22 protein-coding genes are annotated in these 20985 nt (G+C 70.7%); 8 read left to right on the top strand and 14 right to left on the bottom strand.

Translation table 11 applies throughout. The annotated features are described in order from the left end of the window. From IE95_RS21135 to IE95_RS0114920, 3 genes are read right to left on the bottom strand one after another with little or no spacing between them, the layout of a single operon-like run. Positions 1-963, bottom strand: a complete 963-nt coding sequence (locus tag IE95_RS21135) for a carbohydrate ABC transporter permease (RefSeq protein WP_084690320.1) — start codon at positions 961-963, stop codon at positions 1-3. After that, the gene (locus IE95_RS0114925; protein ID WP_030152418.1) at positions 963-1883 is read right to left on the bottom strand and encodes a carbohydrate ABC transporter permease; all 921 of its coding nucleotides are present in this window, start codon (positions 1881-1883) and stop codon (positions 963-965) included. Before IE95_RS0114925 ends, IE95_RS21135 begins: the two co-directional genes overlap by 1 nt. 25 nt (positions 1884-1908) lie before the next feature. Then, entirely contained in the window at positions 1909-3216 is a 1308-nt protein-coding gene (locus tag IE95_RS0114920) for an ABC transporter substrate-binding protein (RefSeq protein ID WP_030152417.1), read from the bottom strand. A 191-nt stretch (positions 3217-3407) separates the two neighbouring features. Here IE95_RS0114920 and IE95_RS0114915 point away from each other — a divergent pair, with 191 nt between their 5' ends. Then, positions 3408-4427, top strand: a complete 1020-nt coding sequence (locus IE95_RS0114915) for a LacI family DNA-binding transcriptional regulator (RefSeq protein WP_030152416.1) — start codon at positions 3408-3410, stop codon at positions 4425-4427. A 34-nt stretch (positions 4428-4461) separates the two neighbouring features. Here IE95_RS0114915 and ehuA read toward each other — a convergent pair whose 3' ends face one another. The 4 genes from ehuA to ehuB form a co-directional block, all read right to left on the bottom strand. Next, on the bottom strand, positions 4462-5214 hold the full coding sequence (gene ehuA / locus IE95_RS0114910) for an ectoine/hydroxyectoine ABC transporter ATP-binding protein EhuA (RefSeq protein ID WP_030152415.1): 753 nt from the start codon (positions 5212-5214) through the stop codon (positions 4462-4464). Between the two features lie 166 nt (positions 5215-5380). Then, the gene (gene ehuD, locus IE95_RS0114905; RefSeq protein ID WP_030152414.1) at positions 5381-6022 is read right to left on the bottom strand and encodes an ectoine/hydroxyectoine ABC transporter permease subunit EhuD; all 642 of its coding nucleotides are present in this window, start codon (positions 6020-6022) and stop codon (positions 5381-5383) included. After that, on the bottom strand, positions 6019-6747 hold the full coding sequence (gene ehuC, locus IE95_RS0114900) for an ectoine/hydroxyectoine ABC transporter permease subunit EhuC (RefSeq protein ID WP_030152413.1): 729 nt from the start codon (positions 6745-6747) through the stop codon (positions 6019-6021). The genes ehuD and ehuC overlap by 4 nt, the downstream gene beginning before the upstream one ends. A 13-nt stretch (positions 6748-6760) precedes the next feature. Continuing rightward, the gene (gene ehuB, locus IE95_RS0114895) at positions 6761-7729 is read right to left on the bottom strand and encodes an ectoine/hydroxyectoine ABC transporter substrate-binding protein EhuB (RefSeq protein ID WP_084690319.1); all 969 of its coding nucleotides are present in this window, start codon (positions 7727-7729) and stop codon (positions 6761-6763) included. A 251-nt stretch (positions 7730-7980) separates the two neighbouring features. On the opposite strand from ehuB, the gene IE95_RS0114890 reads away from it, so the two are divergent. The 6 genes from IE95_RS0114890 (at position 7981) to IE95_RS0114865 (ending at position 13146) form a co-directional block, all read left to right on the top strand. After that, positions 7981-8745: a GntR family transcriptional regulator gene (locus IE95_RS0114890; protein WP_164984155.1), complete on the top strand. Its 765-nt coding sequence runs from the start codon at positions 7981-7983 to the stop codon at positions 8743-8745. Between the two features lie 154 nt (positions 8746-8899). After that, positions 8900-9106, top strand: a complete 207-nt coding sequence (locus IE95_RS0114885) for a hypothetical protein (RefSeq protein ID WP_030152410.1) — start codon at positions 8900-8902, stop codon at positions 9104-9106. Positions 9107-9281: 175 nt separating this feature from the next. Next, positions 9282-10262, top strand: a complete 981-nt coding sequence (locus IE95_RS0114880) for an ABC transporter substrate-binding protein (RefSeq protein ID WP_030152409.1) — start codon at positions 9282-9284, stop codon at positions 10260-10262. Between the two features lie 67 nt (positions 10263-10329). Further along, positions 10330-11343 carry an ABC transporter permease gene (locus tag IE95_RS0114875; protein WP_129429618.1) on the top strand — a complete coding sequence of 338 codons (1014 nt, stop codon included), beginning with the start codon at positions 10330-10332 and terminating at the stop codon, positions 11341-11343. Then, positions 11330-12391, top strand: coding sequence for an iron chelate uptake ABC transporter family permease subunit (locus IE95_RS0114870; RefSeq protein WP_084690317.1), 1062 nt, complete (start codon positions 11330-11332; stop codon positions 12389-12391). Before IE95_RS0114875 ends, IE95_RS0114870 begins: the two co-directional genes overlap by 14 nt. Then, the gene (locus tag IE95_RS0114865; RefSeq protein WP_030152406.1) at positions 12388-13146 is read left to right on the top strand and encodes an iron ABC transporter ATP-binding protein; all 759 of its coding nucleotides are present in this window, start codon (positions 12388-12390) and stop codon (positions 13144-13146) included. The genes IE95_RS0114870 and IE95_RS0114865 overlap by 4 nt, the downstream gene beginning before the upstream one ends. 190 nt (positions 13147-13336) lie before the next feature. On the opposite strand, the gene IE95_RS20505 is transcribed toward IE95_RS0114865, so the two are convergent. From IE95_RS20505 to IE95_RS0114830, 7 genes are all read right to left on the bottom strand, one after another. Next, positions 13337-14005 carry a DUF5677 domain-containing protein gene (locus IE95_RS20505; protein WP_129429619.1) on the bottom strand — a complete coding sequence of 223 codons (669 nt, stop codon included), beginning with the start codon at positions 14003-14005 and terminating at the stop codon, positions 13337-13339. A gap of 6 nt (positions 14006-14011) precedes the next feature. Then, positions 14012-14389 carry a hypothetical protein gene (locus IE95_RS0114855; RefSeq protein ID WP_030152404.1) on the bottom strand — a complete coding sequence of 126 codons (378 nt, stop codon included), beginning with the start codon at positions 14387-14389 and terminating at the stop codon, positions 14012-14014. Between the two features lie 2 nt (positions 14390-14391). Next, a complete protein-coding gene (locus tag IE95_RS0114850; protein ID WP_030152403.1) occupies positions 14392-14835 on the bottom strand; it encodes a type II toxin-antitoxin system Phd/YefM family antitoxin in 444 nt (147 codons plus the stop codon). 25 nt (positions 14836-14860) lie between these two features. Then, positions 14861-15160 carry a DUF1016 N-terminal domain-containing protein gene (locus IE95_RS0114845; RefSeq protein WP_084690316.1) on the bottom strand — a complete coding sequence of 100 codons (300 nt, stop codon included), beginning with the start codon at positions 15158-15160 and terminating at the stop codon, positions 14861-14863. A gap of 107 nt (positions 15161-15267) precedes the next feature. After that, positions 15268-16047, bottom strand: a complete 780-nt coding sequence (locus IE95_RS19740) for a uracil-DNA glycosylase family protein (protein ID WP_051703165.1) — start codon at positions 16045-16047, stop codon at positions 15268-15270. Between the two features lie 23 nt (positions 16048-16070). Next, positions 16071-17840 (bottom strand): S41 family peptidase, encoded by a 1770-nt coding sequence (locus tag IE95_RS20900; RefSeq protein WP_051703164.1) that lies wholly within the window; start codon positions 17838-17840, stop codon positions 16071-16073. Between the two features lie 45 nt (positions 17841-17885). Continuing rightward, entirely contained in the window at positions 17886-19427 is a 1542-nt protein-coding gene (locus IE95_RS0114830) for an amidohydrolase family protein (protein WP_030152399.1), read from the bottom strand. A 281-nt stretch (positions 19428-19708) separates the two neighbouring features. Here IE95_RS0114830 and IE95_RS0114825 point away from each other — a divergent pair, with 281 nt between their 5' ends. Beyond that, entirely contained in the window at positions 19709-20920 is a 1212-nt protein-coding gene (locus IE95_RS0114825) for a glycoside hydrolase family 3 N-terminal domain-containing protein (RefSeq protein WP_036572200.1), read from the top strand. Positions 20921-20985: the final 65 nt, after the last annotated feature.

Here is a 20985-nt window from a genome sequence, read left to right as displayed (position 1 = left end):
CTACTTTCCGCCGACGCCCATGAGGCCCTGGACCAGGGCACGCCGGGCGAACAGGTACACGAGCAGGATGGGGATCATCGACATGACGACCGCCGCGAGGAGGCCGGGGATGTTGACGCCGTACTGCGTCTGGAAGTTGAAGAGGCCGAGGGTGATGACCTTGGTCGCCTCGGACTGCGTGAGGATCAGCGGGAACAGGAACCCGTTCCACGCCTGCAGCGCCGAGTAGACGACGATCGTCGCGACGCCGCCCTTGGACAGCGGCAGCACGAGCCTCAGGAACACCCGCCTGGGCGACGCGCCGTCGAGGGCCATGGCCTCGTAGAGCTCGTTGGTGATGTCACGCATCGAGCCGCTGAGGATGATGGTGCAGATCGGCAGGCAGAACGCCGCGGTCGGCAGGATCACGCCGATCAGGTTGTCGTACAGGCCCACGACCGAGATCACGTAGAAGATCGGGACGATCACGGCGCTCGCGGGGACCGCGAGGCCCAGGAGGAACATCCGGAAGATGCCCGTGGTGGCCCGCGAGCGGTTGCGCACGATCGCGTACGACAGCGGCGGCACGAGCAGTACCACGATCCCGACCACGGCGACCGTCACGACGAGCGTGTTGAGGAAGTAGCGGCCGAAGCCCTGGTCGAACGCGTTGGTGAAGTTGTCGAGCGTGAACGTGGTCGGCAGGGACAGGGGGCCGCCCTGCGCGTACCCGGCCTGCGTCTGGAACGACGCGGTGACGAGCACGTAGAGGGGGATCGCGACGATCAGGAGCCAGATCGTGACCGCGACGCCCGCGCCCCAGTTGGGCCGGTTGCGGCTGCCCTTCCCTGCCCGGCCACCTGCCCGACGGCGCCGCGCGCCGCCGTCCTGCGTCCCACCCGGGCGGGTCGCACCACCCGAGGCGGGTGACGTCGTCGGGCCGGAGACCTGCTCCGCGGGGGTGACGCTCAGGTCGTTGCTCATCACACGCCCTCCAGCTCGCTGCGCATCTTGTCGTAACCGGACAGGCGGACCATGACCAGGGAGATCGCGGTCGCCGCGACGACCAGGACCACGGCGATCGCCGACGCGAGCCCGAAGTCGAAGCCGCGGAACGCCTTCTGGTACATGTAGAAGGCCGTGATGGTCGTGTCCGTGCCGGGCCCGCCGTTGGTCAGGATGAGGACGGTGTCGAACGTCGTCAGGCCGCCGACGACCATGAGGATCACCGAGGTGATCATGGTGTTGCGCAGCTGCGGGAGCGTGATCGCGAAGAACGAGCGCACGCGCCCGGCGCCGTCGATCTCGGCCGCCTCGTAGAGCATGGGCGGCACAGCCTTCGCGGCGCCCTGGTAGATCAGGGCGTGCAGCGGCGTGAACTGCCACAGGCTCACGAACACCAGCACCGCGATCGCGGTCGACTGGTTGCCGAACAGGTTGCCGTCGCCGAACAGCCACTCCATCTGGGCCGGGACGCCGAAGTTCGGGTCGAGCACCGCGCGCCACAGGACCGACACCGCGGCCGCGGACAGCAGCAGCGGCACGAAGAAGATCGCCGAGAGCACCGCACGGTTCCACTGGTGCCCTGCGGCCCACACGCCCAGCAGCATCGCGACCGGGGTCTGGGTCACGACGCCCAGCGCCGTCAGCACGAGCGAGAGACCGATGCTCTTGAGCATCACGGGGTCGTCGATGAGGCGGGACCAGTTCTCGGTCCCGACGAGCTCGGGGCTGCCCAGGCCGCTCCACTGCGTGAACGACAGCACGAGCACGAGGACCATGGGCAGGAGGGCGAAGAGCCCGAAGAACAGGGCGGCGGGCAGGGCCCAGACCACGCCCGGGCGTCCGACCTGGAGGTCGGCGGCGCCCGGGCGCGTGCGCCCCTGGGGTGCGCGGGTGGTCATGACGATCTCCGTCCGGGGGACCGGGTCAGCGCGAGGCCGGCAGGGACTTCATCGCAGCGATGAAGCCGTCGGCGTCGATCTGGCCGCTGAAGAACTGCTGGACCGCGATCTTGAGCGGGGTGCCGGCAGCCGGGGGGAAGGCCTGGTCCCAGGACATCTGGAAGTGCGGCGCGTTCTTCACGAGGTCGAACTGGAAGGCGGCGTACTCGGGGCTCGCGGCCTGGTCCAGGAACTGCTCGGTGTTGGTCGTGGTCGGCAGGTTGCCGATCGCGAGCTGCGCCTCGACGAACTCGTCCGAGTACATGAGCTTGAGGAAGTCACGCACGGCGTCCGGGTAGCGGGTCTTGGCGAGCACCGAGTAGAAGTTGTTGGTGTTGCCCGTGATGTTCGCCGCGTCGCCCTTGCCGCCGTCGATCGCGGGGAAGGCCGTGTAGCCGAGGTTGGCGTCGGTCCACTCGGGCTCGACGTCGTAGTGCGTCGAGTAGTTCCACGAGCCCATGAGCTCGAACGCGGCCTTGCCCGTGCGCAGGAGCGCGGGCGAGCCGCCGTCGGTGAACTTGACCGAGTCGAAGTTGGTGCCGAACGCGCCGGCGTCGATGAGCTCGGACAGCTTGTCGAGCGCCTCGTGGCTCTCGGCCGAGTCCCACACGTCGCTCTCGCCCGCGAGGGCCTTCTCGAAGAGCTCGGGGCCCGCGACGCGGTCGAACGCGTACTGGTACCACATGAGGGTCGGCCACTGGTCGGCGCCGCCGAGGGCGATCGGGGTCACGCCCTGGGCCTTGAGGGTCTCGACCGCTGCGAGGAGCTCGTCCCAGGTCTCGGGGGCCTCCAGCCCTGCGTCCGCGAGGACCTGCTTGTTGTGGAACAGCATGACGGGCTGGGTGCCGCGCATGGGGATGCCGTAGGGCTTGCCGTCGATCACGGCCGAGTTGAACACCGCGGGCAGGAACGCGTCCTCGAGCTGGGGGTCCTCGGCGATGAAGTCGTCGAGGGGCAGCAGCAGGTCGGCGTCGACGAAGGGCTCGATCGAGCCTCCGCCCCAGTTGAAGAAGACGTCCGGCGCCGCGTTGGTGTCGATGATCGTCTGGAGCTTCTGCTGGTAGTCGGCGCCGGGGATGGTGTCGAGGACGACCTTGACGTCCGAGGTCGCGTTGAACGTGTCGACCATCTGCTGCTCGACCTTGTTGGTCGCGTCCCCGTAGACCATCACGTGGATCTCGTTCTCGGGGCGGCTCGACCCACCGGAGTCGCCGCTCGCGCACGCTGCGAGCGGGAGGACCAGTGCCGACGCCACGGCCGCGGCCGTGAGCGACTTCCGCGTTCTTGTGTTCATCATCGAACCCTTTCGAAAGTTTCGGCGTCTACGCCGAAAGTACTCGGTTGCCCTGGACTCTAAGACGCGAATTCCTCGCGGTCAACACTGAGGCCGAACTGTTATCTGCTGCGAGAAGCCTGGGAACCTCCGTCCGAGACCCCGCGGAGCACCCATCGAAACTTTCCGCCCGAGGCGCTACGCTGACCCGCATGACCGACGACGTTCTTCCCGGCCGGGTCACTCTCGCCGCCGTGGCGGCCGAGGCCCAGGTGTCCCTCTCGACCGTGTCCAAGGTGCTCAACGGGCGCACCGACGTGTCCGCAGGGACCCGCGACCGGGTCGAGGCGCTGCTCGTCCAGCACGGCTACCGGCGCCGCAAGAGCCCCACCGCCTCCGCGCCGCTCATCGAGATCGTGTTCCACGAGCTCGAGAGCATCTGGGCCATGGAGCTCATCCGCGGCGTCGAGGACGTCGCGCGCGAGCACGGGGCGAGCGTCGTCCTCACCGAGTCGGGCACCCGGCACGCCCCCGGTCCCGAGTGGATCGAGGGCGTCCTCGCCCGCCGGCCGCTCGGCGTCGTGCTCGTCTTCTCGACGCTGCCCGCAGCCGTCAAGGAACAGCTCCGCTCACGGGCCATACCGTTCGCGGTCATCGACCCCGCGGGGGACCCCGAACCCGACGTGCCGTCGGTCGGCTCCGCGAACTGGCAGGGCGGGCTCATGGCCACGCGCCACCTCATCGAGCTCGGCCACCGCCGCATCGGCGTCATCACGGGCCCCGAGGACATGATGTGCTCGCTCGCCCGGCTCGACGGCTACCGGTCGGCGCTCGGCACGGCAGGCATCGCGGCGGACCCCGACCTGGTGCGGTTCGGCGACTTCCACCCGCAGGGCGGCACCGACCGCGCCGAGGAGCTCCTGAGCCTGCCCGAGCCACCCACCGCGATCTTCGCGGGCTCCGACCTCCAGGCCCTCGGCGTGCTCGAGGCCGCCCGGCGCCACGGGCTGCGCGTCCCCGAGGACCTCTCGATCGTCGGGTACGACGACGTCCCCGTGGCCCGCTGGTCCAGCCCCGCGCTGACCACGGTCCACCAGCCGCTCCAGGAGATGGGCCAGGCCGCCGCGCGACTCGTCCTCAAGGCGCGCGACGGCGACGTCACGAACACGCGCATGGACCTCGCGACGAGCCTCGTGGTGCGTGGGAGCACAGGAAGGCCCGCCGCGGGCTGACGCCGCGCGACGGGCCGGGAACGGTGCAGGCGGCTCAGCCCGCCAGGACCGCCTTGAGGAACTCCTGCGTGCGCTCCTCGCGGGGAGAGCTGAACATCGTCTCGGGGTCCGCCTCCTCGACGATGCGCCCGTGGTCGAACATCAGCACACGGTTCGACACGTCACGAGCGAACTGCATCTCGTGCGTCACGATGAGCATCGTGATGTCCGTGGTCTCCGCGACCTCCCGCAGCACACCCAGCACGTCCGCGACCAGCTCGGGGTCGAGCGCGCTCGTCACCTCGTCGAGCAGCAGGATCTCCGGGTCCATCGCGAGCGCCCGCGCGATCGCGACCCGCTGCTGCTGCCCGCCCGAGAGCTGCGTGCACCGGGCGTCGGCCTTGTCCGCCAGGCCCACCTGGTCCAGCAGCTCCTTCGCACGGTGCACGGCCTGCTCCTTCGAGATGCCCAGCACGTGCACGGGCGCCTCGACGATGTTCTCCAGGACCGTCATGTTGGGGAACAGGTTGAACTGCTGGAACACCATCCCGACCCGCTTGCGGACCTGGCTGCGGCGCCGCTCGCTCAACGCGACCCGACGACGCCCCCTCATCTCGTGCGTGTAGGGGTCACCGTCCACCAGCATCAGACCCGCGTCCGACTCCTCGAGCGTCATGAGGAGCCGCAGGATCGTCGTCTTGCCCGAGCCCGACGGGCCGATGAGCGTGACCCGGTCCCCCTTCGCGACCGAGAAGTCGAGCCCGTCGAGCACCGTGTTCGCACCGAAGCGCTTGACGATCCCGCGCATCTCGATCGCCGGAGGTGCCACGACCCCGGACGACGACACCGCCCCGTCCGGGGCGACCACCGCCCCGGACACGGGAGGGCGCGGGGCGAGCGGCGCCGTCGGACGGGAAGGACTCACGGCGGGAGCCACCGGGGCGTCGGCCGGAGGGATCGGGAAAGGGGGCGTGCTACGCAAGGCGGGTCTCCAATCTGCGCACCAGCAGGGACGTCGGATAGCTCGCGACCAGGAACAGGATCCCGACGAGCGTGAGCGCCTCGGTGTAGACGAACGTGCGGCTGCCGTACTGCTCGGCCGCCGTGAACATCTCGACCACACCGATCGCGAAGAGGAACGGCGTCTCCTTGAACATGGAGATCGCATAGTTGCCGAGCCCCGGGAGCGTCTTGCGGATCGCCTGCGGGAGGACCACCGCACGCCACGTCCGGGCACGCGGGAGGTTGAGCGCCTTGGCTGCCTCCCACTGGCCGCGAGGCACCGCGTCGATCCCCGCCCGGTAGACCTCGGACATGTACGTCGCGTAGTGGATCCCCAGGACGGCGAACCCGATCGTCATGGCCGACAGGTCCGTGAGCAGCAGGTACGCGAAGACGAGCTGCACGAGCAACGGGGTCGAACGCACGAACTCGACCGCGATGCCCAGCGGCACGGTCAGCCAACGCCTCGACGAGCGTCGGGCGAGAGCGACCACGAGGCCCAGCACCGCGGCGATCGCCGTGCCGACGAGCGTCGCGAGGAGCGTGATCCTGAAGCCCTCGAGGATGAACGGCAGGACGTCGGCCGCCCGCTGCCAGCTCCAGACGTCGCTCATGCGACACCTGCCTTCGCCAGCCGCGGACGAGGTGCGAACGAGAGCACCTGCCGCAGCGACGGGCCCGCACCGACCCGGTGCTTGGCCCGGACCTCGAGCGCGTTCATCAGGAGCGTCAGCGCGTAGGCGAGCGCGAAGTACAGCACGAGGCCCACGCCGTAGGAGAAGACCGTGTCCTGCGTGCTGCGGCGCAGCTGCTCGATGAAGTAGTTGAGGTCGTGCAGCAGGATGTAGGTCGCGAGGGCGGAGCCCTTGACGAGCTGGATGAGGAGGTTCGTGAACATCGGGATCATGAGCGGCCAGGCCTGCGGAAAGATGACCCGCCGCATGCGGTGCACCGGACCGAGGTCGAGCGCGACCGCGGCCTCCCACTGGCCGGTCGGGACCGCCGCGAGCGAGCCCCGCACGACCTCCGCGCCGTACGCCCCGAAGTTGAGCCCGAGCGCGAGGATCCCGCACACGAGCGACTCGAGCCGGAACCCGAAGACCGGCAGGACGTAGAAGAGCCAGAAGAGCTGCACCACGAGCGAGGTGCCGCGCAGGAGCTCGACGACGACGCGCGACGGGCCACGGACGAGCAGGGAGCTGGTCCGCGACCCGAGCCCCAGGAGCAGCGCGACGACGAACGCGAGCGCCGCACCGCCGACCGTGAGCTGGAGGGTGACCAGGATCGCGTCGCCCAGCCTCGGGAGCGCGTCGACCAGGGTCTGGAGATCGTCAGACATCCGCAGCGGCCTCTCAGCCTTCCAGCCCGAGCTCCGCCGCGAGGTCCTGCGCGACCTTGTCCAGGTCGCCGCCGCACAGCGCCTCGGTCGTCAGGCCGTCGACGGGACGCTCGGCCGCCGTGAACCCGTACTCGCCGACGATCCCCAGGTAGCGCTCCTCGTCGGCGACGATCTCCGCGAGCTTCTCGTTGTAGGCCTCGAGCAGCTCGGTGTCGTTCGTCCGGAACACCGTGCCACCGGCGCCGATCTGCGGCACGCCGTCGATCTCAGCCACGAAGGACTCCGTGACCTCGACCGGGGCGGACGTGCCCTCGGCCAGGTTGTTGAGCGAGATGCCGGTCAGGGCGAACGCGTCGGCGCGACCCGCGACGACCGCGTCGAGGCCGTCCTGGGGGGTCCCGACCTCGAGGTGGTCGAGACCGAGCGCCCGGGCGTAGTCCCCCTCGATCGCGCCGCTCATGGTGGCCAGCTTGATCCCCGCGTCCTGGACCGACTGCATGTCGGTGAGGCCGGCGGGGTTGCCCTCGGGCACGAGCAGGGCGGTCGTGTACATGAACTCGGGCTCGCTGAACGCGGCCTGCTCGCAACGGTCGGGGAGGATCGACATCCCCGCGCTCACGGCGTCGAAGCGGCTCGCGGTCAGGCCCGGGATCAGGGAACCGAACTCGGTGTTGACGCCTTCGACGGTCTCGATCCCGAGCTCGGCGAAGATCTCGCGGTGCAGCGCGACGGTGGCGCCGGTGAGCTCACCGCCGTCCTCGTAGCTGTAGGGCGCCTCGCCCGCGAAGCCCACGGTCACGGTCCCGGACTCGCGCAGCCGGTCGAGCGCGCTGCTGCTCCCGGTCTCCGACGAGGTGCTCGTGCACGCCGACGTGAGACCGAGCGCGAGGACCGTCGCCGTGACGGCCAGCGAGCGCGACCGGCGTGCGCGGGGGGCCGAGGAGGCGGGGCGGCGGGTGGGGGCGTGGTGCGAGGAGGACATGGTTCCCTTCGGGTTCCGGGGCTCGGGCTGGACCGGGCCCCGGGGCGTAACGGCTGAATGGTCGGCCACGCTAGCGCGTGTCGGACCATTGAACAATCGGCAGATCCGACTGTCGGATTGTCTACACTGAGGTGGTCATCGAGGAACAACCGCAGGATCCCGCACCTGACGCACCCGTCACGGTGGTGCCTCCCGGCCCGGAACCGAGGATGATGAGAGACCAGATCGTGACCGAATCGAAAGGAGAGTCGATGGCCCCGACGTCACGGGCACCACTCGGCACCGCCCCCCTCATGTCCCCGGTGACCCGTCCGTCCACCGTCGACCTGATCACCGTCGAGCTCCGCAACGCCATCTACTCGGGCGTCCTGCGCGTCGGGTCACCCCTGCGCGAGATCGAGATCGCCGGACAGCTCGGCGTGAGCCGCGGACCGCTCCGCGAGGCAGCACAACGCCTCGTCCAGGAAGGCCTGCTCACCGCGACCCCCGGGCGCGGCCTCAGCGTCGTCCGCATCGGGCTCGACCGCGTCCCCGCGCTCTACGAGGCGCGCCGGACCGTCGAGACGGCCGCCGCGCGGCTCGCCGTGGCCCACGCGAGCGACACCGAGGTCGCAGCCGTGCGCGCCGCGCACGACGACCTCGTGGCCGCCGGCCGCAGCGAGGACGCCCGCCGCATCGGCGACGCCGACCTCAACGTGCACTGGACCCTCGTCGCCGCGAGCGGGAACCCGTGGCTCCTGCGGTACATGACGACCCTGATCGTCGAGGTCCGCGTCGCGAGCTTCACGGTGAGCGGCGAGTACGCCGTGCGCAAGGACTCGGCCGAGTACCACGAGGACATCGTCGACCGCCTCGAGGCCCGCGACGCCGACGGCCTGGTCGCCGCGATCACCGCGAACCTGGACGGCGCGGTCGAGCGCCTCCTGGCCCCGCAGGCCGCGGACGTCGAGACCCTCGAGGAGCCGCAGCCCGCGGCGACGATGCGCCTCGACCCGATCGAGTCGCCGGGGCTCTGAGGCGGGCCGGCGGGGCCCTGGCGGTGCGCCGATACCCCAGCCCCGCACGCCTCGCCACCGGGGGCCACGTGACTCTCTTCACGCGCATCTCGCGTCACGTGGGCCCCGCAACCGTGTCTACCGTGGTGAACGCACAACCCCGGAGGTACGCACCATGAGCACGCAGCAGGTCACCGAGCCCGCCCCCGTCACGGCCGGGCTCTCGCGCCGCGAGATCCACCACGCCCAGACCTCCGCCCCTGCCCCGAGCCTCTGGCAGCGCCTGCACAGCAGCCCGTCGCACCCGGTCGCGCTCACGTCCGCGACCATGGCCCTCGGCGTCCTCGCGGGCATCGGCGCGGGCGCGCTCCTCAACCTCTGACGGGACGAACGGCCCGGCTCACCCGGACCTCCGGCACGTGAGGCGTCCACCTGAGACACGCGTGCACTTTCCTGAGTCAGGTTAGGCTAACCTGATCCAGGCGCGGCCGGAGGCACCCTCCGCTGCGCCACCGACAGCACAGCACCGTGCCGGACGACCGACCAGGAGACACGCCTTGAAGCTCACGACCAGCCCCCGCAGGTGGACCGCCCTCACGGGCGCCGGCATCGCCGCAGCGATCGCGCTGACCGGCTGCTCGTCCAGCGCCGAGGCCGAGGAGGCGCCCGCCGCCACCACGATCACGGTCGAGACCAACAACGGCGACGTCGAGGTCCCCGTCGAGCCCGTGCGCGTCGCGGCCCTCGACAGCACGGCGTTCGAGACGCTGCTGGCCTTCGGCATCGAGCCCGTGGTCGCTCCCAAGCCGCTGCTGCCCTCGACGGGCTTCGAGGCCTGGGTCGACGACGCGGACGTCCTCGACGCCGGCAGCCACCGCGAGCCGGACCTCGAGGCCGTGAGCGAGGCCGCTCCCGACCTCATCATCGGCGGGTACCGCTTCGCGGACTACACCGAGGACCTGAGCAAGATCGCGACGACGATCGACATCGCACCGGCCGACGACTCCGAGGGCGGCTACGTCGAGGCGCTCAAGGCCCAGACGCTCACGCTCGGCAAGATCTTCGACAAGGAGGAGGAGGCCGAGAAGCTGGTCGCCGACCTCGAGAAGTCCACCGCTGCGGCCGCCGGAGCCACCAACGGCGAGTCCGTGTTCCTCGCGTCGACCTCGGTGGGCCGGGTCGACAACGCCGCCGGGCGCCTGGCCCGCATCATCGAGCCGCTCGACCTCACCGACGTGTTCGCGGTCGACTCCGAGAAGCTCGACGACGGCTCGCACCACACCGACCAGGGCCTGGCCCCGGAGACGGTCGCGCAGGCCAACCCGGACTGGGTCATCGTCTTCGACCGCGACGCGGCGACCTCGGACGAGGAGTTCACGCCCGCCCAGGAGATCTTCGCCTCGCAGGCCGCCTGGGCCGAGACCACGTTCACCACGAACGACCAGGTCATCTACCTCGAGCCGAACTTCTACATCACCGAGGGCATCCACGCCTACACCCAGGCGTTCGACCAGATCAGCGCGAAGTTCGCGGCCTGATCGCACGGCTGCTCGCCCGGTGCACCTCGCCGCGACCCCTTGCGAGAGGCACCGGGCGGCACGTCCCATGAACCTCACCCCCCGCTCCGCCGTCGGGCCCCGTCCTGGCGCTCGCGCCGCCGTGCGCCGCCTGGCCCTGCCCGCGACGGCCCTCCTCGTGCTCGCCCTGCTCGTGACGTCGCTCATGGTCGGCGGGTACGACATCACGTTCGCGAACCTCTTCACGGCCGACGCGTGGAACATGTTCCTCATCTCCCGCGTGCCCCGGACCCTCGCGCTCGTCCTCGCGGGCGTCGCGATGGCCGTCGCGGGCGTCATCATGCAGGTCCTGACGCAGAACCGCTTCGTCGAGCCGACCACGATCGGCACGAGCCAGTGGGCGGGCTTCGGCATCCTCGTGATGCTCATCCTCGTGCCCGGCGCGTCGATGATGCTCCGCATGACGGTCGCGACGGTGTTCGCGTTCGCGGGCACGCTCGCGTTCATGGCGATCGTGCGCAGGGTCTCGCTCCAGTCCTCGATCGTCGTCCCGCTCATCGGCATCATGCTGGGCGCGGTCGTGAGCGCGGTGACGACGTACCTGGCCGCGACGTTCGACCTGCTCCAGGCGATGGACACGTGGCGCTCGGGCGGGTTCAGCAGCATCGTGCGCGGTGCCTACGAGCCGCTGTGGATCGTCGCGGGCACGACCGTCGCGACGTTCTTCCTGGCCGACCGCCTCACTGTCGCGGGCCTCGGCCGGGACCTCGCGACCAACGTGGGCCTGCGGTACGAGCGCGTCGTGCTCCTGGGGACGCTCGTGGTCGCGGTCGCGACGGGCGTCACGAGCGTCGTCGTCGGGTTCCTGCCGTTCCTGGGGCTCATCGTCCCGAACATGGTCTCGATGGTCCGCGGCGACGACGTGCGCAAGAACCTCCCGTGGGTCGCGCTCGTGTCGGTCGCACTCATCCTGGTCTGCGACCTGATCGGTCGCGTCGTCATCGCCCCCCTGGAGCTCCCGGTCTCGGTGGTGCTCGGCACCGTGGGCGCCGTGGGCTTCATCGTCCTCGTCCTCAGGCAGCGTCGTCATGTCACGTACTGAAGTCTCACCGGCCGTGCCGACCACGGCGTCCGCCGAGCCGGGGACGCGGGGCGACCTGGCGCCGTCGGGCGGGACGAAGCAGCGCGCCCGACGACGCCCGCTCACCCCGGGCGTCCGCCTCGCCCTGGTCTCGGCCGTGGTCGTGGTCGCGACGGCCTGCTTCCTGCTGCTGTTCATCCGGGGCGGGTTCGAGTTCGTGATCGAGCGCCGGGCCACGATGCTGGGCGCGATGGTGATCGCGGCGTTCACGCAGGGCGTCGCGACCGTCCTGTTCCACACGGTGACGAACAACCGCATCCTCACGCCGTCGATCATGGGCTTCGACTCGCTCTACACGCTCATGCAGACCCTCATGGTCGTGGTGTTCGGCGGCGAGGTCCTCGCACGCACCGAGGGCCTGCCCAAGGTGATCGCACAGACCCTGCTCATGGTCGCGTTCGCGACGCTGCTGTACCGGTGGCTGTTCTCGGGGCGCTTCGGGAACCTGTACGTGCTGCTGCTCGTCGGGGTCGTGCTCAGCATGGCCTTCAGCAGCGTCTCGACCTTCCTGCAACGCCTGCTGTCCCCCACGGACTACGACCTGCTCTCGACGCGGCTGTTCGGCCGGATGAGCAACGTGGACGCCGACCACCTGCCGTTCGCGGTGCTCGTGTGCGTCGGCGTCGGGGTCGTGGTGTGGCGCCGGCGCTTCCGGCTCGACGCGCTCATGCTGGGCCGGGACACCGCGACGAACCTCGGGATCGACCACAAGCGCGAGCTGACGATCGTGCTCATCCTCGTCGCGCTCCTCATCTCGATGTCGACCGCGCTCGTGGGCCCCATGACGTTCTTCGGGTTCGTGGTCGCGACGCTCGCGTACCGCCTCACGGGCAGCCACCAGCACCAGTTCGTGCTGCCCATGGCTTTCCTGCTGGGGCTCGCGACGCTCGTCGTCGGTCAGTTCGTCATGCAGCACGTGTTCTACGCCGCGGGCCTGCTGACGGTCATCATCGAGTTCGTCGGCGGCATCGTCTTCCTGTTCCTCCTCCTGCGAAGGGGCGCTCTGTGATCGAGTTCGCCAACGTCACCAAGGACTACCTCGACCAGCGTGTCCTGGGTCCTGTCTCCGGCACGATCGCCGAGGGCGGCATCACGTCGCTCGTCGGGCCCAACGGCGCCGGGAAGTCGACGCTCCTGACGATCATCGGCCGCCTGCTCCAGCCGTCGTCGGGCGAGATCTCGGTCGCGGGCCTCGACGTGCACACCACGAAGTCCGACGTCCTCGCGAAGAGGCTGTCGATCCTGCGGCAGGAGAACCACTTCACGGCGCGGCTCACGGTCCGGGACCTCGTGGGTTTCGGGCGCTTCCCGTACTCGAAAGGGCGCCTCGGCCCCGAGGACCAGGTCAAGATCGACGAGGCCGTCGCGTTCCTGAACCTGGAGGAGTTCCAGGGCCGGTTCCTCGACGAGCTCTCGGGCGGTCAGAAGCAGCGCGCGTACGTCGCGATGGTCCTCGCGCAGGACACGGACTACGTCCTGCTCGACGAGCCGCTCAACAACCTCGACATGAAGCACTCGGTGCTCATGATGCGCCAGCTCCGGCGCGCCGCGGACGAGCTGGGCAAGACGATCGTGCTCATCATCCACGACATCAACTTCGCGGCCGCGTACTCCGACCGCATCGTCGCGCTGCGCGACGGTCGGATCGCCGCGGCCGGGACCGTCGAGGAGATCATGCGCGACGACGTGCTGACGTCGATCTTCGACACCCCCTGCACCGTGCACCACATCGACGGCCGCCCCACCGCGCACTACCACCGGTAGGCGTCGACGAGTGAACCAGTCCGGCGCGAGGCAACTTCGTCCGCGACGTAGCGCCTGACCTGTTTGACTCCCGGTAGTTTCGTTAAGGTTCTCCGTCTAGGGCTGGTGCCCGGTGGCTGGTTGCCTGCTTTCACAATGTGCATCCGGCCAGAGGCTATGGCGAACCATGGCCGCGCTGCTGGGCTCGGCGTCACTTCGTGTTGATGGTTGCAGCGAAGTCCTCTACCAGTTTGTCGATCTGCGTGCGCCATGCGTCCTGGGCCAGCAGCGGGCTGAAGCCTTCGTAGGCGATCATCAGCAATGCCAGCACCATGCTCTCGTCGTCACCGCGCTGTCTGGCCTTGGCGCTGGTGAGTGACGGGTGGGACAGGTTGGACTCATAGGCGTAGACGACGGCGAGGTTGTCGCCATCACCGTAGGCCTTGAGCGCATGGGCGAAGGCGACCTTGTGAGTGTGGACCGCGCCTTGTAACTCGTTCGCGGCGTCAGCAGCCGTCAGGGCTTCCAGTGCGACAGCAGCAACATCACGCGCGCTCCAGTCCCCTGCCACCAGCCCCGGCAAGAGTTTCTTCTCCAGAGTTTCCTTGCTCTTGCGAACGTAGGCCCGTGCCGCACCTTCTGGGTCGTGGGCCAGGTAGGCAAGGGCCAGCGCGTGCTCAAGTATCGATCGACGGATCGGTGCCGCTGCAGCAGTAAGACCCTTGCGATGGAGAAGTGCCGCGGCACGGGCACTAGCCCGCACATTCTCGATCCACCCTCGAGCAAGACCGGTCGCGTCCTGAGACAGCCCATCGCGCAACGGCAAGTCGGGGTTAAACGCGAGCGCGTCCCGCAGTAGCGCGTGGATGGAACGAGTCATCGTCGGCTACCTGTGGTTCTTGAGGGTCTGGTTGGGGTGCCCGGTTGTGACGCGTTCAAGGAGTACGAGTCCGGGTTCCTTGCTGCCTTTGGTGGGCGGGAGGATGGCGTACCAGATGCGTCCGCCGCCGGTGGGCTTGTATTGCCACCGGTCGAAGTCGGTGCCGTCGATGCGAACGACGGCGAGGTCACCCAGGAGGCGGTAGCAGCCCCCGCCTTCCTCGTGCGGGGTCTTGGTCAAGAAGTCCCAGGCGTCGACGGTTGCGTTGCGCGCCGTCGCGCGCAGGTCGCGCCACCCCTTCTCAGCCTCGCGGGTAGCGAACCGCAGCCGGTACTCGGTGATCTTGAGGGGTCGCTCGATGTCGCCAGAGGCATCCTTAGCCACGTTCACGGCTCCTGGACGTCGGCTGCTTCGTCGAGCCAGGTCAGATCTTCACCGGACCCGCGGGGCAGGCCTGCGGCATAGGCTTCGGCCGTCTCACGCCAGCGTCCAAATTCGAGCAGCAGCGCCTCATAGTGACCAAGCTCGGTTGAGCTCCATAGATGCTTGTCCATGGCGGCGGCGAACGCGTCGAGCTCGGTGGCCGAGAGCAGCGAGGACCAGGCGCACACGCTGCTCACTGCAACACGCATGTCGCCCTCGGCGGCCAAGACCGCGCGCATGAGCCGACTCGAGAGGCCGATGCCCTCCTGCTGATGTTCCAGGTCATCGGCGCGCAGAACCACCAGGTCTGCCGCGTCGCGGCGCGTGATCCGCACGGCACCTTCGTCGGTCTTCGCGATCACCGCGTTCGGGGTACGCAGGAACTCGGTCAGGGTTGCGGTCGTCATGGCGCCAGCCTACATCGGATAAACATCAGATGTATCGGTGAGAGTTCGTCGGCGCCCCACCGAGCGCCGAGCGCACGTTGGCCTTGATCTGGTGCTCAAGCACGGCGCGTGACCAGCCGTCCTGGGCAGCGCGAGCCGCATACCAATCGCGCTCCCCGCGCGACTGGAGCCGCTCCAAGAGGACGACGACATGCCCCCAGGGCAATCGGCCAACAGGTTGTTGGCCGAACTCATCGGGAGTCGGCCAGACCTCCGCGATGCGACGCATGTTCTTCAAGTTCGATGGCGACCAGCCGCGTTGTCGGTCGATCCTGTAGCCGCTCATGGATGCTCCGTTCACCTATGACGAGCTCAGCATTCAGATCGAGCCGTTGTGGCGACAGATCTCGTCATAGTGAAGGGCCCTGGAGGACAGTCATATCGTCCGCCTCGTCAGCCGTCCCCGCCCGGCGCCCTCCACTCCAGCGTGTGCCGGGGGTCGCTGCGCGGCCGCTGCACGGCGCCGTTCTCGCCGAGCGCCCGGATCCACGCGTCGTCCCCGAAGAAGGCGGGCATGCCGTAGGGCAGGTCGCCGCGCGGGATCGGCGCGTAGTCGCTCTCCTCGAAGGTCGCACCGTAGGTCGGGACGGTCGCGTCGCCGTCGGCGTCCGGGGTCACGACGCCGCGCAGGTCGCCGACCGCGTCGCGCCACGCGTCGAGCAGCGCCTGCGGGTCGCGGCTCGAGGGGTGCGGGACCTTGTGGACGGGCACGTTGGGCGCGTTCTCCCAGCGGCGCAGGGCATCGCGCGCCTGGGCCCCGAACGCCACGATCGCTTGAAGGTCGGGCCCTGTGACGGCGTCGAACAGCTCGTTGCGCCAACGCGTGTGCTCGGGGGCGCGCAGGATCTCGCGCGCGGCCTCGTCCGCGCGCGAGGGCAGCGTTGCGTACGCGTAGGCGTTGAGGCACACGTAGCTGCGCGTCAGCCCGAGCTTGGTGAGGAAGCCCTGGACGCGCTGGCCCGCGTTGCCCACGAGCGAGCGGCCCGCGATGCGTTCGGTGGGGCCGGGGTCGGACGCGATGACGAGCAGGCGCGCGGACCCGTCGAGGCGGCCCCGGTAGAACACAGGCCCCCAGTCGTGCCAGAACAGCGCGGCGTGCTCGCCGTAGCCCGGGAGGCGCTCGAAGATCTCGGCGATCCGGGGCGGCGGTCCGGGGTCGTGGTCGGTGCTCATGTCACTTCTCCTGTCGTCCGGGATCAGCTGCCACGGAGCAGGCCCAGGCAGAACGCCTGGAGGTCGACGTTGCCCTGGAGCAGGTCGTCCCGCGTCATGTCGTAGGGGACGCCGCCGATCCCGAGGTCCTCGATCGGGATGCCGTCGCCCCGGCCCGAGCGGATGGTCCGCCGCACCGCGACGGTCAGCGACGTCCCGGCGGGCATGGGCGGCAGCGCGCGCTCGGTGCCCGCGAGCGCGTCGCGCACCTGGGACAGCGTCCAGACGTTGGCCCCGCCGCCCCCGGTGGCCTGCCCGACGGCGACGAGCGGCCCCACGTCGTTGTCGACCCACCCGGCGGCGAACAGGTCGCCCGACGAGTACGTGGTCGGGTCGACGACCGCGACCGCGGGCCCCGGGTAGGCGCGCCCGCGGTCGTTGCACCACGCGGGCTCGGTCAGCGGCAGGGGCTGGGCGTACTGCTCGCCGGTGGACACGGCGTCCTGGAGGGAACCGTTCCAGGCTTCGAGCTCGAGCCGGTTGAACGGGCTCGCGGCCATGAGCCGGGTGAGCGGCGTGGCGACGAGGCTGAAGCGCGTGGGCACGACGGGGTGGTCCGTGAAGAGCTGCAGCGCGCGCTCGGCGGCCCAGACGAGCCCGCCGGGGTTGCCACGCAGGTCCACGACGACCCCGCCCGTGGGCAGCAGCCCCAGGAGCCGGGTCATCTCGTCGAGGTAGGCGGCGTCGTCGCCCACGTCGAACGACCACAGGCGCAGCAGGCCGTGCTCGGCGTCGAGCGCCCGCGCGGCGAGGAGGTCCTGGAGCGGCGTGGGGATCCAGGCCGTGTCCACGTCCGTGCCGTTCCTGCGGCCCGACGGCGCGGCGCGCCCCTCGTCCGCGACCCCGGTGAGGGCCGTGGCGGACCGGGTCGCGCGGTGGGGCACGTCGAGTGGCCGAGCGGCCTGTGCGGGCGGGGTCGCCGGGGGTTCCGGCTCGTCCTCGGTGGCCCACAGCTCGGGCGCGAACGTGAGCTTCTTGGCGCGGCGCACGGCGTCGGCAGCAGGGTCGACCGCGATCTTGAGCGCGGCCCGCGTGGCCCGGGCGACGGCGGTCCCGGCCCGCCCGGGCGCGACGACGGTCCAGTCGAAACGTGTCTCCCGGGTCGCCCCGCGGCGCGTCCGGTACTCGACGACGACCCAGTGCTCGTCGGGCGGCGGGCCGTAGTCGAGGGCACGGAACGTCAGGGACTCGAGCGCCCGCGAGCGCCGAGCGTCGGGCCGGCCGCCGGTCTCGCGGTCGGCGTGGACCTCGACCGCGCGGGCGATGGGCACGCCGTTCCAGGCGAGGACGTCGATGCCCGGGACGAACGACCTGTCGGTCGTGGCGCGGGGGCCGACCTTGGTCACGAGGAAGTGCGGGTCGCGGTCGGAGCCGTGGGCCTCGACGAGGAACGGCAGCGTCGCGACCTGTCCGCGTGCGGCGACGGGCCCGACGTACCGGGTGTGTGCGTCGCGCAGCCCGGTGAGGATGCCCGTGAGGGCGAGGTGGAACTCGGCGTCGGTCAGGTCGACGGCGCGGCGGCGCAGCAGGACGAGGGCCTGCACGGGGTCGCTCGCGTAGGCCGCGCGCTTGGCGGGCAGGTGGGAGTAGAGGCCGCCCAGGACGGTGACGAACGTGTCGAGGACCTGGAGCCGCTCGCCGCCGTCGAGGTGCGCGGCCGCGGGGACGTCGGCGAGGGTCGTGGCCGTGACGGCCTCGGCGAGGAGGCGCCGGACGCGGGCGTCGCGCGGGTCGGGGCTCTCGCTCCCGGTCATCGTGCTCCCTCCCCCGGTCGGTGGGTCCTGCGGTGGTGGCTGCCCTCAGTAGTAGGCGCGCAGGCCGTCGAGCACGCCCGCGTGGAAGCCGCGCCCGACGACCTGGGCGAGCCAGGCGTCGTCGGGCATCAGGGACTCGAGCGGCGGGACGGTGATCGTCCCGAGGTCGCGCGGGAGCCCGCCGACCGGGCCGACGCCCGTGGGCATGTCGAGCGCGAGGCGCAGGGGCGCGCCCTCGTCGCTCATGCTCCCGGCCCATGCCGCGGCGTGCGCCTGGGCCGTGGTGATCTCGGCCTGCGGGTCGGCGCGGACGGCCTCGAGCCGGTCGACGACGTCGCCCCACTCCCAGGGTGTCGTGCCGTCGTCGGGGTGAGTGAGGCTCAGGCGCATGTCGCGCGAGCCGACCGTCAGCGGCGTGCGGTCGGGCGCGCCGGCCGCTGCCATGAGCGCGGGCGTCCCGTAGCGGGCGACGCCGTCGATCACGACGAGGTCCACGTCGTCCTCGGTCGCGGCGACGACCGTGCGGAACGGGTCGGCGCGTCGCTCGGCGCGCAGCACGAGGACGTCCGCGAGCGCCCCGGGCTGCAGGCGCCCGGTCTGCCGCCCCCAGCCGCGTGCGAGGACGTCGCCTGGCACGCACGTGACCATGCGCACGAGGTCCTCGTCGGTGAGGTTCCACCCGGCGTGGTCGGCGGTGAGGCGCGCGGCCTTGAGCTCGCCCAGGACGTTCTTCGAGCCCGACGGCGCCCAGTCGGCCCCGAGGCACACGTCGAGTCCCGCTGCCCTCGCCGCGGGGACGTCGGTGGTGACGCCGTAGAGCCAGAGGTTGGAGAAGGGCGACCAGACGACGGCGCCGGGGTCCGTCCACCGGGCGAAGCCGGTCGCGTCGACCGCGGTCGCGTGGACCGCGACGAACCGGGGCTGGAGGCAGCCGGCCGACTCGGCGTCGGTGTACTCCCGCGCGACGAGGCTGCCGGGCTGCCCCTCGGCGCAGTGGTAGACGAACAGCGAGCCGGCGCGCATACGGTTGGCGCGGTCCGCGAGGTCGGCGGGCTTGGCCGTGAGGACCGACGCGAGGACCATGTTGCGGTTGCCCGTCCCGAAGCTCTCGTCGTCGATCTCGCGCACGAGCCACCCGTCGCGCGGACGGTTCATGGGCGGCGAGCCCTGGATCGAGGTCGTGCCGCCCACGATCGCCTTGGTCTCGACGTACGCGAGGAGCTCGTGCGGGCTCGCGGTGATGAACGCGTACGCGGGCCACGTGGTGCTCGCGGCGTAGGTCTTGGCACGGGGCCACGAGTCGTGGTGCGCGAACGGGACGGCCTGGGACGGCTCGGTCCACAGGGGCAGCGTGTCGTAGGCCAGGTGGTTGTGGAGGTCGATCAGGCCCGGCAGGACGAGCGAGGTGCCGACGTCGACGACCGGGCAGCCGTCGAAGCGTGCGGGGCCCTTCGCCGTGCTCCGGGTGACGTCGGCGACGCGGCCGTCGTCGTCGATCCACACGCGGCCCGTGAAGGCCGCGGACTCGGACGGCGCGACCGACCGGTCGTCCGAGAGTGCGACGACGCGTCCACGGATCGCCCACATGAGATCCCCCCGGTCGATCGACGGGCGTACCTGTTGTCGACGCTAGACCCGCGGGCGCGCGCCCGCGAGGGAGCGGGAGGGTGATCTTGCGCCCCCTCTCGGTGCCGAGCATGCGGTTGACGTCGCTTTTCGGCCGATCTCGGACGCCAACCGCATGCTCGGCCGACGCCAACCGCATGCTCGGCAGCGGAGCCCCCCGCAACCAGCACGTGACGCGAAGAACACGCCCCTGGCGCCGACCTGCGACGCGGTGCACCCGGGTACCGTCCTAGGGTCGAAGCATGAGGCCGTCCCGTCGAGGCGCCACGAGCGCCACCCTGCTCACCACCGTCCTGCTGCTCGCCGCGTGCTCGCCGGGAGGTGGGACGCCCTCCCCGACGAGCGCTCCGCCGTCGGGCACGACCCTTCCCACCGCGACCGAGACGCCCGCCCCCGCACCCGACCCGACCACCGACGCCCCGGACCCTCTCGCCGGGTGGAGCCTGGAGCAGAAGGTGGGCCAGCTCCTCATGGTCGGGGTCGACGTGGGGAAGATCGACCAGGCGAGCTACGACGCGGTCCACCAGCACCACGTGGGCAACGTGTTCCTCGCGGGGCGCACCCAGGCCGGCGTGGCACCGGTCAAGAACCTCGTCGACTCGTTCACGGCCCTGGTGACCGACGAGACGACGCACGGGACGCCGATGCTCGTAGCGACCGACCAGGAGGGCGGCAGGGTCCAGGTGCTCCGCGGACCCGGCTTCTCCGACGTGCCGAGCGCCATGGAGCAGTCCGCGCTCGCCCCCGCGGACCTCCAGGGCCAGGCGACCACGTGGGGCCGAGAGCTCGCCGACGCGGGGATCGGCCTCAACCTCGCACCCGTCATGGACGTCGTGACGAGCCCCGGGACGGCGGCGACCAACGCGCCGATCGGGTACTTCGAACGGAACTACGGGTTCGAGGTCGAGAGCGTGACGTCGCACGCGAACGCGTTCAGCGCGGGCATGGAGGCGAGCGGCGTCGACGTCGCGATCAAGCACTTCCCGGGGCTGGGACGCGTCGGAGGCAACACCGACACGACCGCGGACGTGCGCGACACCGTGACGACGCGCGACGACCCGTCGGTCGCGGCCTTCCGGTCCGGGATCGAGGCGGGCGCGGCGTTCGTCATGACGTCGACGGCGATCTACGACCAGATCGACGGCAGCCTCCCCGCGGCGTTCTCGCCCGTGGTCGTGGACGGGCTGCTGCGCGGCGACCTCGGCTTCGGGGGCGTCGTCGTCACCGACGACGTCTCGGCGGCCGAGCAGGTGCAGGCGTGGTCGCCCGGCGAGCGGGCGGTCCTGACGATCGCGGCAGGGGGCGACCTGGTGCTCGCCTCGGCCGACCCGACCGTGATCCCCCAGATGGCGACCGCCCTCGTCGAGCGCGCGCAGGCCGACCCCGCCTTCGCCGGCAAGGTCGACGCCGCGGTGCTGCGGGTGCTGGCGGCCAAGGAGCGCCTGGGGTCATGAAGGACCGCCGGTCGCACCTGTCCACACCGTGCTCCACACCTTGTCCCCAGAACTGTCCACAAAGT

The organism is Oerskovia turbata, assembly GCF_000718325.1.
GTDB classification, from domain to species: domain Bacteria; phylum Actinomycetota; class Actinomycetes; order Actinomycetales; family Cellulomonadaceae; genus Oerskovia; species Oerskovia turbata.
The sequence above is the reverse complement of the archived record's forward strand: the minus strand, read 5'-3'. Positions and strand labels throughout refer to the sequence as shown.